9 protein-coding genes are annotated in these 12845 nt (G+C 70.5%); 6 read left to right on the top strand and 3 right to left on the bottom strand.

Annotated features, from left to right (window positions below):
- The first annotated feature begins 13 nt into the window (after window positions 1-13).
- Window positions 14-775 carry an SDR family NAD(P)-dependent oxidoreductase gene (locus tag ACIBG8_RS34580; RefSeq protein WP_397347290.1) on the top strand — a complete coding sequence of 254 codons (762 nt, stop codon included), beginning with the start codon at window positions 14-16 and terminating at the stop codon, window positions 773-775.
- Between the two features lie 15 nt (window positions 776-790).
- Window positions 791-1753 (top strand): aldo/keto reductase, encoded by a 963-nt coding sequence (locus ACIBG8_RS34575; protein ID WP_397347289.1) that lies wholly within the window; start codon window positions 791-793, stop codon window positions 1751-1753.
- On the opposite strand, the gene ACIBG8_RS34570 is transcribed toward ACIBG8_RS34575, so the two are convergent.
- The gene (locus tag ACIBG8_RS34570; protein WP_397347288.1) at window positions 1750-4203 is read right to left on the bottom strand and encodes a M14 family zinc carboxypeptidase; all 2454 of its coding nucleotides are present in this window, start codon (window positions 4201-4203) and stop codon (window positions 1750-1752) included. The genes ACIBG8_RS34575 and ACIBG8_RS34570 overlap by 4 nt on opposite strands.
- Window position 4204: 1 nt before the next feature.
- Window positions 4205-5293 carry a hypothetical protein gene (locus ACIBG8_RS34565; RefSeq protein ID WP_397347287.1) on the bottom strand — a complete coding sequence of 363 codons (1089 nt, stop codon included), beginning with the start codon at window positions 5291-5293 and terminating at the stop codon, window positions 4205-4207.
- A 53-nt stretch (window positions 5294-5346) separates the two neighbouring features.
- Between ACIBG8_RS34565 and polX the strand changes: the two genes are divergently transcribed.
- From polX to ACIBG8_RS34545, 4 genes are all read left to right on the top strand, one after another.
- Complete coding sequence (gene polX, locus ACIBG8_RS34560; RefSeq protein ID WP_397347286.1) at window positions 5347-7038, top strand: DNA polymerase/3'-5' exonuclease PolX; 1692 nt, start codon at window positions 5347-5349, stop codon at window positions 7036-7038.
- 575 nt (window positions 7039-7613) lie between these two features.
- Window positions 7614-9272 (top strand): hypothetical protein, encoded by a 1659-nt coding sequence (locus ACIBG8_RS34555; protein ID WP_397347285.1) that lies wholly within the window; start codon window positions 7614-7616, stop codon window positions 9270-9272.
- A 442-nt stretch (window positions 9273-9714) separates the two neighbouring features.
- On the top strand, window positions 9715-10746 hold the full coding sequence (locus ACIBG8_RS34550) for a sulfite oxidase (protein WP_397347284.1): 1032 nt from the start codon (window positions 9715-9717) through the stop codon (window positions 10744-10746).
- A gap of 119 nt (window positions 10747-10865) precedes the next feature.
- Window positions 10866-12275, top strand: a complete 1410-nt coding sequence (locus tag ACIBG8_RS34545) for a wax ester/triacylglycerol synthase family O-acyltransferase (RefSeq protein WP_397347283.1) — start codon at window positions 10866-10868, stop codon at window positions 12273-12275.
- Here the strand turns inward: ACIBG8_RS34545 and ACIBG8_RS34540 are convergent.
- Window positions 12264-12815, bottom strand: coding sequence for a TetR/AcrR family transcriptional regulator (locus ACIBG8_RS34540; protein WP_397347282.1), 552 nt, complete (start codon window positions 12813-12815; stop codon window positions 12264-12266). The genes ACIBG8_RS34545 and ACIBG8_RS34540 overlap by 12 nt on opposite strands.
- Window positions 12816-12845: the final 30 nt, after the last annotated feature.

Raw genomic sequence — 12845 nt, 5'->3', positions numbered from 1 at the left:
TAGCATCGCGGCCATGAGCGGTCGCTTGGTAGGGAAGCGGGTCCTGGTCGTCGGCGCGGGCACCAGGCCGTCGTCCGAGCCGGACCCGCCGGTGGGCAACGGGCGGGCCATCGCGGTGGCCGCCGCCCGCGAGGGCGCCGAGGTGGTCTGCGCCGACCTCGACGAGCCGTCGGCGGCCGAGACCGCGGAATGGATCAAGCGCGAGGGCGGCACGGCCGAGGTGCTCGGCGTCGACCTGGCGGACGCCGAGGCGTGCGAGGCGCTGCCCGGCCGCTCTGGACCGCTCGACGGGATCGTGCTCAACGCCGGGATCGGCGCCGGTTTCACGCTGGCCGGCACGAGCGCGGCCGACTGGGACAAGGTGTTCGCCGTCAACCTGCGCGCCCACTTCCTGGTGTGCAAGGCGGCGCTGCCGCTGCTCGGCGAGGGCGCCTCGATCGTCTTCGTCGGCTCGGTGGCGGGGCTGCGCCCGGGGAGCCTCGTCCCCGCGTACGACTCGTCCAAGGCGGGGCTGGTCGGCCTGGCCAAGCACGTGGCGCTGGAGGGCGCGGGGCGCGGGGTCAGGTCCAACCTGGTCGCGCCCGGACTCATCGACACCCCGCTCGGGCGCGACGCGTCCAGGCACTGGAAGCACCGGGACCGGGTGCGCGTGCCGCTGGGCCGCCAGGGGACGGCGTGGGAGGTGGCGAACGTGGCGGCGTTCCTGCTGTCCACGGACGCGTCGTACGTCACCGGCCAGGTGCTGGCGGTCGACGGAGGGCTGACATTGCTGTAGCAATACAGTGGGCGGATGGAATACACGCGACTGGGAAATACCGGACTCAAGGTGTCGCGCATCTGCCTGGGCATGATGAGCTACGGCGACCCCGCCAAGATGGAGTGGACGCTCCCGGAGGAGCAGGCGGAGCCGATCATCCGCAGGGCCGCCGACGCGGGCGTGACGTTCTTCGACACCGCCGACGTCTACTCCGCCGGAGCCAGCGAGGTCGTGACCGGCAACGTGCTGCGCCGGATCTTCCCGCGGCGCGAGGACTACGTGCTGGCCACCAAGGTGTACTTCCCGGTGGAGAAGGGCGTGAACGACCAGGGGCTGTCGCGCAAGCACATCCTCGCCGCCATCGACGACTCCCTGCGCAGGCTCGGCGTCGACTACGTCGACCTCTACCAGATCCACCGCTGGGACGACGAGACGCCCATCGAGGAGACGATGGAGGCGCTGCACGACGTGGTCCAGTCGGGCAAGGCGCGCTACATCGGCGCCTCCTCCATGTGGGCGTGGCAGTTCGCCAAGGCCCAGCAGGTGGCGCCGACGAAGTTCGTCTCCATGCAGAACCACTACAACCTGCTGTACCGCGAGGAGGAGCGCGAGATGCTCCCCCTCTGCCTCGACCAGGGCGTGGGCGTGATCCCGTGGTCGCCGCTGGCGCGCGGCGTGCTGGCCCGCGCGGGCGCGGCTTCCGAGGGGGGTACGGCACGCAGCGGCAGCGACGGGCGCATCGACTACCTCTACGACCCGGCCAACGACCAGCTGATCATCGACCGGGTCGCCCAGGTGGCCAGGGACAGGGAGCTGCCCGCCGCCCAGGTGGCGCTCGCGTGGCTGCTGCACCAGCCGGGCGTCGACGCGCCGATCGTGGGGGCCACCAAGGACAGGCACGTCGACGACGCCGTGGCCGCCGTCGACGTGCGGCTGTCGGAGAAGGAGCTCGCCTTCCTGGCCGAGCCGTACACTCCGCGGGTGGTCCGCTTCTAAGGGGTGAGCACCTGCCCTGACGTGACGGCCGACCAGTACAGAGCACTGGCGACCTGGGCGAACAGGCCCTTGGGGTGGTTGCGGAACATCGGCTCGACGCCGAACATGACCACGGCCGCCCCACGCTCGTCCCTGCCGCTGATCACCGCGGCCTGGCCCTTGGCTGCGTCGGGGCCGCCCGTTCCGTCCGCGTTGGGACGCCAGTGGCCGGAAACCAGCGCGTCGTAGGACTGCTCCACCTTCACCTCGGGGCCGAGCGCGGTGAACCAGCGCGGCGAGTACACGAACGAGTACGCGCCGGACGCCATCCGCACGACCCCGTTGGCGTCGCCGCGCCCGGCCACCGAGGTGGCGGTGAGCAGGCCGGCCGCCGCGTTGAAGTTCGCGCCCGTCGAGCCTCTGGTGACGACGCCGCCGCTGCCCAGGTAGGCCTGCAGGGCCGCCTTGGCCTGCGGGTTGAGCGCGGTGAACGACAGGCCGCTGGAGACGTAGAGCACGTCGGTCGCGCTCCAGTCGAACCCGGCGTTGAGTATGGCCGTCGAGACGGGCGTCACGGCGAAGCCCATCTCCCGCAGCGTGAACAGCTCGTCGGCCGAGGCGGCTGCCGCGATCCGCACCGGCGCGAGCACCGGCCCGCCCGCCGTACCCCTGGAGAAGCGCACGCCGTAGCGGTCGGCCACCTCGCGCGCCGCGGCCCGCGCAGACTCCGGCAGTACGGCGGAGCCGTCGCCCGGCCACGTGACCTGCACGCCCCTGCCCAGGAGGTCGTTGAGCGCCTGGACGTCCTTGCCGTCGGTGAGCTTCAGCGCCAGCCGCCCCTGCGGCACGTAGCCGGTCGGCGCTGCCACCGTGACGGGCACGGCCACCGCGCGCAGCTCGTTGACGGGGGTGACGCTCGCGCCCCAGAGCAGGGCGTGGCTCCAGCCGGAGATGTCGTACATGGCGTCGACCCTCGGGCTGATGTCGGCGCCGGGCTCCAGCATGACGTTGGCCATGCCGCGCTTCGGCTGGCGCATGTCCACGACGTACGTGCCCGCCTGGTAGATCGCGCCGCCCGCCCTGATGGGGAACAGCGCCCGCTCGACCCGCACGTCGTTGGCGATCAGGTGGTCCACCAGGCGCGCGGCGGCCGGGGTGCCGCCGGGGATGAGGTAGGCGCGCGGGAAGGTGGTGTTGTAGACGTCCTCGGGGCCGAAGCCGGGCACGATGCCCAGAGGTACGACCTTGGACGGCTCGCCCGCGGCGCCGCGCCTGAACACCTCGGTCTGGTCCGCGATCAGCCGGTCATGATTTTTCAGGACAAAGTCGGAGGTCGCGCGGATCGACGCGGACGCGATGGCCACGTTGATCTGGGCTCTGCGGCGCAGCTCCTCGACCGGCAGCGTGTTGTAGAGCGACCCGTTGACCTGCATCGGGAACTCGATGGTGTGCGCGGCGACGGTGCCGTGGAACGGCGCGTACTGCGGGGTGAAGATCGGCGGCCAGTCGTCCCAGCCCTCTTCCGAGTCGCGGAACGGGATCTGCGGCGGGAACACGCCGTCCTTCTCCGGGGTGTAGCCGAGCGCGAGGATGGCCTGCTCGATGCCGAGCGCGTTGCCGTAGGCGTTCCTGATGAACAGGTCGTACTCGTAGTTGGCGCCGTGCGGCGGCGTGGTCGGCTCGACGAGGGTGCCGTTGACGTAGCCGTGCAGGTCGATCATGGTGACCGGCTGCTTGTCGATCATGATCTGGCGCATCGCCCTGTCCTCGGGCTGCGAGGCGGTGACGAAGTCGCGGTTGAGGTCGAAGCCGTTGCCGTTGGCGCGCTGGCCGATGACGCGGCCGTCGGGGTTGGCGGTGATGTTGAAGTACAGCCTGGTGCGCTTGAGCAGGGCTTCGGCCTGCGGGCTCGTGGCGAGCTCCTCGATGACGCGCAGCGCGGCGTCGGTGCCCTCCCACTCGTTGCCGTGGATGTTGGCGTTGATGTACACGGGAGCCTTGTACTGGTTCGCGTTCACCCGGTCGCCGCTCTCGATGCGGCGGCGCAGCTGCTCCTGCCTGCGGGTCTCCGAGGCGCTCTCGGGCGCTGTGACGGTGACGAGGTAGAGGTCGCGGCCTCCCGCCGAGCGGCCGATGCGTTCGGCGCTGACGCGGTCGCCGAGGTTCTGGAGGGCGTTGAGCTTGGCGGCTATGGCGTGGTGGGGGATGAGGCCGAGCTTGATGGAGGCGTCCGCCGGGTTCTCAGGCGGGAGGGGGAGGGTGGTCTTGCGGGGGTACCCGGATTTTTCCGGTTTTGTCAGCTCTTCTTGGGATGTGAAGGCTTGGGCTTGCTCTTCCACCAAGGATGCTTCGTCGTTGCGCTCGGGGCCGTTGCCGAAGTCGCGGGTGGGCTTGGTCGGGTCGGCGTTCGCCGTACCACCGGATAACAGGAGAACGGATAACAGCGGGACGATGAGGACGCCTCGTCTCAACTCATGCTCCCTTCGCGAGCAGGTTGCCGATGGCCGTGCGCAGAGCGGGCGCGGTCGCGTCGCCGAACGGGCCGTCGGGGTAGTCCACGACCCACACGTGCAGCATCTCGGGGGTCATGGGCATCTTGGTGGAGCCGGACGGGCAGGTGCCGTCGGCCTTGATCTGGACGACGCCCTTGGTGGCGCCGCAGAGGTCGTTGTGGGCGTGCCAGTGGGTGAGCGAGCCGCCCACCGCCGGGCCCGGCCTTCCCGGCGGCATGATGAACATGGCGCCGAGCAGGATGTCGCCGCCCTGTGGCTTGCGGTAGAAGACGAGCGACTCCGGCCTGGTGGGGTCGAGCTCGCCGTCGTCGATGATCCACGGCATGTTGGTCATGTGGACGACGCCGCCGGTGTCGATGGCCACCTCGTATCCGGCCTTCATGGCTTTGTCGATGGTCGGCCAGCGTTTGGGGACCTCGCGTTTGGTGGCGGCGACCAGCACGTCGGCGGCGGCCCGCTCGCCCTTGGTGGGGGGCGGGGCCTGGGGGTCCGCGCCGTGCTGATGTCCCTGGGGTGCGGCCTGGCTCTGCGGCGCGGCCCCGTCGTGCTCGTGCGGCGTCCCTGCCGCTGCCTCGGCCGTCCCGTGGTGGTGTCCGGCGAAGGCGGGCAGCGTGGACACGCCCACCGCGGCCGCCACCCCTGCGGACATCAGGGCGAGGAGCGCGGTCTTGGCTCTGGTGAGCGGGGCGTGCTCGGTCCTCTCCGCCAGCATCAGCGCGCAGCAGACGAGGAGCAGTTCCAGCCCGGTGGCCAGGCCGTCCGGCACCCCCACGGGCTCAGGCGGCCCGCCGAACGGCACGCCGACCGTGCGGCTGACCGCCCAGACCGCGACGACCAGCAGGTTGCCCGCGATGCCCGCGAGCGCGACCGTACGGCTGGGCCGTACCAGGACCGCTCCGGACCAGACGAGCTGGGCCCAGCCGACGGCGGCGAAGAAGGCGCCGTGCGTCCAGGCGAGGGCGAAGTGTTCACCCATGGCGGCGAAGTGGATGGCGGCCGCTCCCGCGGAGAGGATCGCCAGTATCAGAGGCAGCGGGCGAGGGGTCATGATCGGAGTATGCGCCCCCAGATCTGTCGGGGCGATCCCCTAGTCTGAGCTTCATGGCACGGGCAAACGACGAGGCGGCGGCCGCCCTCGAAGAGTACGCAGAGCTGTTCGCGCTGACCGGCGGCGACGCCTTCCGGGTCCGCAGCTACCAGAAGGCGGCCAAGGCGATCGCCGGCTTCCCCGACGACATCTCCGTCGTCGACGTGCGCAAGGTGCCCGGCGTGGGCGAGGCGATCGCGCTGAAGATGGAGGAGTTCCTGCAGCGCGGCAGCTTCCGCCAGCTCGACGGGCTGCGCGAGCGGGTGCCCGACGGCGTGCGCAGGCTCACCAAGGTGCCCTCGCTCGGGCCCAAGACGGCGATCATGCTGTTCGAGGAGTTCGGCATCGACTCCCCCGCCGCGCTGGGTGAGGCGATCGCGGGCGGGCGGCTCGACGGCGTCAAGGGCCTCGGCGCCAAGACGCTCGCCAACCTGGCCAAGGGCATCGAGCAGCTGGAGCAGTCGGGGCGGCGGGTGCACATCGGCATCGCGACGGCGCTGGCCGAGAAGGTCATGGCCTCCCTTACTGATTCTTCCGACCGGATCGCCTACGCGGGGTCGCTGCGCCGGATGAAGGACACGATCGGCGACATCGACATCCTCGCCGTCGCGCCCGTCTCGATCATGGAGGAGTTCCGCGCGCAGCCGTACGTCGAGGAGGTCATCGCGGCCGGCGACAAGAAGACGTCGGTACGGACCACCACCGGGCTGCAGGTCGACCTGCGCGTGGTGCCCGCCGAGTCCTGGGGCGCGGCGATGCAGTACTTCACCGGCTCCAAGGAGCACAACGTGGCGATCAGGGAGATCGCTGTGAAGAAGGGGTGGAAGCTCTCCGAGTACGGCCTCTTCGAGGGCGAGCGGGTGATCGCGGCCGCGACCGAGGAGGAGATCTACGCGGCGCTCGGCATGCAGTACGTGCCGCCGACGCTGCGCGAGGACGGCGGCGAGGTGCGCGCGGCGCTGCGTGGTGAGCTGCCGGTGCTGGTGGAGCTGTCCGACCTGCGCGGCGACCTGCACACCCACACGGACCTGACCGACGGCATCGCGTCCCTGGAGGACATGGTGGCGGCGGGGGCGGCGCGTGGTTACTCCTACTACGCGGTGACCGACCACGCACCCGACCTGACGATGCAGCGCATGACCCTGGACAAGGCGCTCGAACAGCGCGGCCGGTTGCGCGACCTCCAGTCCCGCTATCCGGGGATGCGCCTGCTCCACGGCACCGAGCTGAACATCGCCCCCGACGGCTCCGTCGACTGGCCCGCCTCGGTCCTGTCCGGTTTCGACGTGTGTGTGGCCTCGGTCCACTCCCACTTCAACCAGTCCCGCGAAGAGATGACCCGCCGCTTCATCGCCGCGTGTGAGAACCCCGAGGTCCACATCATCGGCCACCCCACCACCCGCAAGATCGGCAAACGGGAGCCGGTGAACGCCGACTGGGACGCCGTCTTCCGCGCCGCCGCCCGTACGGGGACGGCGATGGAGATCGACTCGTACCCGGACCGCTCGGACCTGCCCGCCGACCTGGTGCGGCTGGCGCGCCATCACGGGGTGAAGTTCTCCATCGACAGCGACTCCCACGCGATCCCGCATCTGGCCCATCAGCGGTTCGGCGTGGGCATCGCGCAACGCGCCTGGCTGACGACGGAGGACATCATCAACACCTGGCCGGTGGACCGCCTCCTAACCTTCCTCAACCGCACCTAACCCACCCCACTACGCAATCCCCTGGGGTCGGGAGCACACCCACGCCCTCCCGCCCCATCCCCACTCCGCATCCCCCGCTCCCCGCCCTGCGCTCCCGACCGCACGACGCCCCTCCCGGGCGAGCACACCCGCGCCCGCTCCCCAACCCTCGCGCGCCCACACCCTCCCGCCTCACACCTCCACGCCTTCACACACCCGAGCCCCCTCCCCACGCCCTGCCCCGAGCCCCGAGAGGGCGCCCGCCCCTTCACGCGCCCAACCCACTGCCCCATGCCCTCACGCGCCCCCGCTCCACGACCCCGAAGCGGCGCGCCACCCGCACAGGCCAACCTCGCCCCTCGCCACCCTCGCCTCTCCTCCTGCCCCGGCCCCAGCGCGCGCCTCCTCATCCGCCCAACGCGACTGGGTCCCGTCTCCCCTCACGCCACCCTGCAGCGCGCGCTCCCTTTTGGGGGCGGCCACGTCCTCAGCACCGTCTCTTGGGTGGGATCGGTGGGGAAATCCGCCGGTCATGTCCCTATGTGGCTGGTCGTGTCTCAAGGGGTATTTGCGCAGGTCATGGCAGCATCGGAGACATGATCATTATGACCCGCCTGGTCATCGCGGCCATGGCGTTGGCGCCCGCCGTCTGGATGCAGGCGCAACCCGCCACCATCGCCTGGGATGCCGATCTCGCCGTCTCCGGTGGCGACGACTACAACGTACGGAATGTCCGAGGATTCGACCTCGCCCTCGACTCGCTGGAAGAGGGGGCCGCCTCGCTGGAGGCGCTGGAGGTGTCCGGGTATCTCACGCTCGCTCCTCGGCTCCTGCCGTCCCCTGTCACGTCCGTACGTGCGCGGGTGGAGGCGGCGGTGCCCGTCAATGCCGCCGTCGCGGTCGAGGTGCGCGGGCTCCGCGATGGTCAGCGTTGGACGGAGTGGTATCCGGCGGGCGGCACGTTGCCAGAGGCCGCCAGGAAGGTGCAGGTCCGTATCACGCTGACGGCCGTTCCCGGTGGCGCGGGGCCCATCGTGCATGCCGTACATCTGACGGCCACGCCCGCCCGGTCCGCCGCCCGCACCGGCACCACGGGCGACTGGCCCGACACCACCACCTCGCCCAGGCCCACGAAAGCCGTCGCCACCTCCCCCAAACCCCCGAAGAGCACCACCATGCCCCCGAAGAAGGGCAGCACGGCGTCCCCGAAGCCCTCGAAGGGCTGCGCGACCTCCCCCAAACCTCAGAAGAGCGGCACCACGTCGTCCAAGTGCACGTGCCCCACACCGTCCGCCTCGTCCAAGCCGAGGACGACCGCGCCGAAGGCCAAGACGACGGCTCCCGTCGGCAAGACGAGCCCGTCGCCGAAGGTCAAAACGCCGACCGGCAAGTCGCCCACAGCGTCACCCAAGGTCAAGCCCCCCGCCGGATCGCCGAGCGCGTCCGTCTCGCCGAAGGTCAAGTCACCCACGGGATCGCCGAAAGCCTCACCGAAGGCGTCCAGCTCACCGAAGGTCAAGACGCCCACCGGGTCGCCCACGCCGTCGGTGGCGCCGGTCAGCAGGTTGGGGCTGACGTATCGGGTGTTCGCCACCCAGGAGGGCAACGTCGGCGACCTCACCGCCAACGGGCACACGATCGCGCCGAAGGACCACTTCGTGGCTCTGCCGTCCCGTCGCGGCCTGTCGTCGACGCACACGGGTGAGTACTCCGTACGGGTCTGTGTGCCCAAGGGTGGGCTGTGTGAGTATGCCCCGGTCTGGGATGTGGGGCCGTGGAACACCAAGGACGACTACTGGAACGAGCCGACCCTCCGGCAGACGTTCGCCAACCTCCCCCAGGGTCATCCGGAGTCGCAGGCCGCCTTCCAGACGCGTTACAACGGCGGGCTGGACATGTTCAAGCGGATGGTCCTGAACCCGGCGGGCATCGACCTCGCCGACGGGACGTTCCTGAGCGGGCTCCGGCTGAGGGACAACGCGTGGGTGAACGTGACATACCTGTGGACGGGGAACGGGCCGACCGGCGCGGTGCTGGCCCATGCGGAGGTGTACGGTCTCCCGTCGATCACCGCGCCGGTGGTGGGGCTGGCGGCTAGGTATGCGCATGTGCCGATCAAGTGCCGGGTGACGGGCACCTCCGTGCAGGGTCCGCTCGGGCGGGACACCACGTGGTATCGCATCACGCGCCACCACTACGTCCCCGCCCCATACATCCGCCCCGCCGCCACCCGCCCCGCCTTCCCTTCCTGCTGACCTTCCTGTTTCGAGTACGGCAAGGCCCGGCCGGGGAGAGGCGACGCGAGGGGGTGGGTGCGGGCCGAGATGCGTGGAGTGGGCCGAAAGCGTGGGCGGAGGATGAGTGACGGGCCGCGGGGCGACAGAGCGGGTGGCCGAGGGCCGGTGGGCGGGGGCCAGCGGTCGAGGGGCGTTGGGCGGTGGCCGGGGGCGCTGGCAGTGGCCGAGGGCGGGGGCCGAGGGCGGGGGCTGAGGGCGGGGGCTGAGGGCGGGGGCTGAGGGCGGGGGCTGAGGGCGGGGGCTGAGGGCGGGGGTGGCGGGCGGGTCGGGGTGGGACGGGGGTGGCGGGGGATGGAGTGGCGGGCCGCGGGGTGATGAGGCGGGATGGGGGACGGCGGGGTGGCGGGGGGGTGAGGGCTGGATTGGATTAGGTAGTTTGTTGGTAGGAAATACACACATCATGGAGCTACTCCTGGAAACGATCGTCAAGCCGCTCCCCGCCCACCTCTTCACCCGCCACGAAGCCTCCGCCGAGATGCGCTGGGAGGCCATGGCAGGGCAACCCCTGCTCACCCCCACCGACCGCTTCTTCGTGCGCAACCACACCACCACCCCGACCATCGACGCATCCACCTGGCGCCTGAGGCTCCACGGCGACGCGCTGAGGAACGAGCTCGACCTCACCTACGACCAGCTCAAAGCCATGCCCGCCCAAACGCGGGAAACAGCCATCGAGTGCGCGGGCAACGGCCGCAGGTTCTACGGCGAGCAGCAACACGACCAAACCCCAGGCACCCAATGGGGCCTCGGCGCGATCGGCGTGGCGCGCTGGCGCGGCGTCCCCCTGAGATACCTCCTGGCCCAGGTAGGAATCTCCCCAAAGGCGACAGACCTCCTCCCCCAAGGTCTCGACGCCCCGTTCGAGGGCTACGGCCACGTCAGGCGCCCCCTCCCCGCGGAAAAGGCCATGGACGACGTCCTCGTCGCCTACGAGATGAACGGCGAACCCCTCCCGCCCGACCACGGTTTCCCGGTACGCCTGGTGGTACCGGGATGGGTGGGAATCGCGTCCATCAAATGGCTGGGAGATATCCAGGTGGCCACAACACACCTGAGTTCCCCGTGGAACACCGAGTTCTACAAAGACGTCCGCGTCCACCCGCCGAAGAGCGCCTTCGAACTCCCGTGGAATGCCGAATTCACCGCGGGCGAGCCGTACGTCCTGCGCGGCAGATCATGGTCGGGCGCGGGTACGGTCACCCGCGTCGAGGTCAGCACCGACGAGGGAAGGACCTGGCGCGAGGCCCGGACGAACCCGCATCCCGCCTGGTCAACGTGGCAGATCGACTGGACCCCCGAGAAAAGGGGACCCGCGACCCTCAGGGCCAGGGCGACCGACGAGAGCGGAGAAACACAACCGGCGAGCACGCCGACACACCCGTTCGGTTATCACTTCAACGCCGTCGTACACCACCCGATTCACGTTAGGTAATTGTCACCCACGCCCTGACCAGCCCATGTGTAAAAAGCACCCGAATTCATCTGAAAGACTCTCGCGGAAACCCGGGGGAAACCATTCGGCGCGATGCTGATCGCGGAGAGGGAGAGCCGATGACGCAGCTGACCGCACTCGACGCGCAGTTCCTCAACACGGAGTCCGGCACGACGGCCGCCCACGTGGCCGGGGTGGCGATCCTCGACGCCGACGTCACGCGGGAGGCGCTCGCCGCACTGCTGTCCGAGCGCGTGCACCTGTCCCCCGCGCTGAGCCAGCGGCTGACCGGCCTGCCGTTCGGCCTCGACCACCCGCACTGGGCCCCGGCCCCTGACTTCGACCTGGACAACCACCTGTTCGAGGTACGGCTGAGCCACGACGAGGAGCTGCCGGACGCGGTCGCGCGCATCCACGCCCGCCACCTGGACCGCGCCCACCCGCTGTGGGAGATGCACCTCATTAGAGGCGAAATCAGGGGCGAAAGGACCGCGGTCTACGTCAAGGTGCACCACGCCGCCATCGACGGCGTCTCGGGCGCGGAAACCCTCGCCACCCTGCTCGACCTGACGCCGGAGCCCCGCGCCGTGGAGCCGCCCCAACCGGCGGCGAAGGCCCCGAACACCACAGAGCTGCTCACCGACGCCATAAGGAGCGCGGCGACCCAGCCCGTGCGCACCCTTCGCTCGCTGGCCAGGGCGGCGGGCGACCTGGACGCCATCCCGGTGGCCTCGAAGCTCCCCGGCGCGCGCACGATCGCCAGGCTCTCCCGCCTGGCCATGGGCGACCGCCGCCCGAGGCCCGACCTGCCGGTCATGGACGTCCCGCCCACCCCGTTCAACGGCCCGATCACCGCCGAGCGCCACGTCGCGTTCGGCTCGATCCCCCTCAAGGACGTCAAGCAGGTCGCCAGGGCGCACGGCGTCAGCGTGAACGACGTGGTCATGACGCTCTGCGCCGCCGCGCTGCGCGGCTGGCTGGACGAGCGCGGGGCCCTGCCCGACCTCCCGCTGGTCGCCGCCGTCCCGGTCTCGATCCGTACGGCGGGCAGCGGCGAAGAAGCGCGCAACCAGATCTCCGCCATGATCACCCCGATGCCCACGAACGTGGCGGACCCGCTGGACCGCCTCAGGACCATGGGCGCCTCGATGAACACCGCCAAGCGCCGCTTCGCCGTGTCGTCGTCGAGCTGGCTGCACGAGCTGTGCGCGATGCTGCCCGCGCCACTGTCCAGTCTGGCCACACCGGCCGTGTTCCGGCTGGCCGCGCTGGCCTTCCCGCCGATCAACCTGATCGTCAGCAACGTGCCTGGACCGCAGTTCCCGCTCTACCTGTGCGGGGCGCGGGTGCTGTCGTACTACCCGCTCTCGGTGCTGACCGACGTGAGCGGCGGCGTCGTCATCACCTGCTTCTCCTACGACGGCGCGCTCGACTTCGGCCTGGTGGCGTGCCCCGGCCGGATGGACGACGTGGGCAAGCTGATGGCCCGCCTGAACGACGCCATGGACGAGCTCCTGCTAGCTGAGTGAGTGCGCGATCAGCTTGGCGACGGCGTCCGGGTCGATCTGGTGCCCGGTGAGCTGCGACAGGTTCTCCTGGTAGAGCAGGATCGCGGCGAACGTCGCCGCGGCCACCTCCAGCCTTGCCGTCTCGCCGCGCGTGGTGGGCAACGCCAGCTCCAGCGCGAACCTGGCCCGCCTGATCAGCTCGCCGTTCAGCCTGCCCAGCCGTTCCTTGACCGAGCCGTGCGTGTCGGCCTCGCGGAACAGGATGCGCCGCATCGCGGGTGAGGCGCTCAGCGGCAGCCGCCGCGCCAGCCTGGACAGCGTTCCGGCGGCGTCGCCGGGGACGGCGTCGACCTCGCGGCTCTCCTCTACCAGGGTGCGCTCGTCGACGAGCGCGACCAGCACGTCGATCTTGCGTGGGAAGTAGTGGAAGAGCAGCCCCTTGGGGACGTGGGCCAGCCTGGCGATCACCGCGGTGGGCGTCGCCGCGTAGCCGCCGTCCGCGAACAGCTCCTCGGCCGCGTCGAGGATGCGCGTACGGGAATCCGCGTGGTCTTCGTGCACAGCCCGAACTGTAACGCCAGGTAGGACGGG

It is taken from the genome of Nonomuraea sp. NPDC050556 (assembly GCF_044457355.1).
Lineage (GTDB): Bacteria > Actinomycetota > Actinomycetes > Streptosporangiales > Streptosporangiaceae > Nonomuraea.
The sequence above is the reverse complement of the archived record's forward strand: the minus strand, read 5'-3'. Positions and strand labels throughout refer to the sequence as shown.

Coding starts and splice junctions, on each gene's coding strand:
- polX (WP_397347286.1), top strand. CDS start 5,347: ATGGCACGGGCAAACGACGAGGCGGCGGCCGCCCTCGAAGAGTACGCA.
- ACIBG8_RS34550 (WP_397347284.1), top strand. CDS start 9,715: ATGGAGCTACTCCTGGAAACGATCGTCAAGCCGCTCCCCGCCCACCTC.
- ACIBG8_RS34580 (WP_397347290.1), top strand. CDS start 14: ATGAGCGGTCGCTTGGTAGGGAAGCGGGTCCTGGTCGTCGGCGCGGGC.
- ACIBG8_RS34545 (WP_397347283.1), top strand. CDS start 10,866: ATGACGCAGCTGACCGCACTCGACGCGCAGTTCCTCAACACGGAGTCC.
- ACIBG8_RS34555 (WP_397347285.1), top strand. CDS start 7,614: ATGATCATTATGACCCGCCTGGTCATCGCGGCCATGGCGTTGGCGCCC.
- ACIBG8_RS34565 (WP_397347287.1), bottom strand. CDS start 5,293: ATGACCCCTCGCCCGCTGCCTCTGATACTGGCGATCCTCTCCGCGGGA.
- ACIBG8_RS34575 (WP_397347289.1), top strand. CDS start 791: ATGGAATACACGCGACTGGGAAATACCGGACTCAAGGTGTCGCGCATC.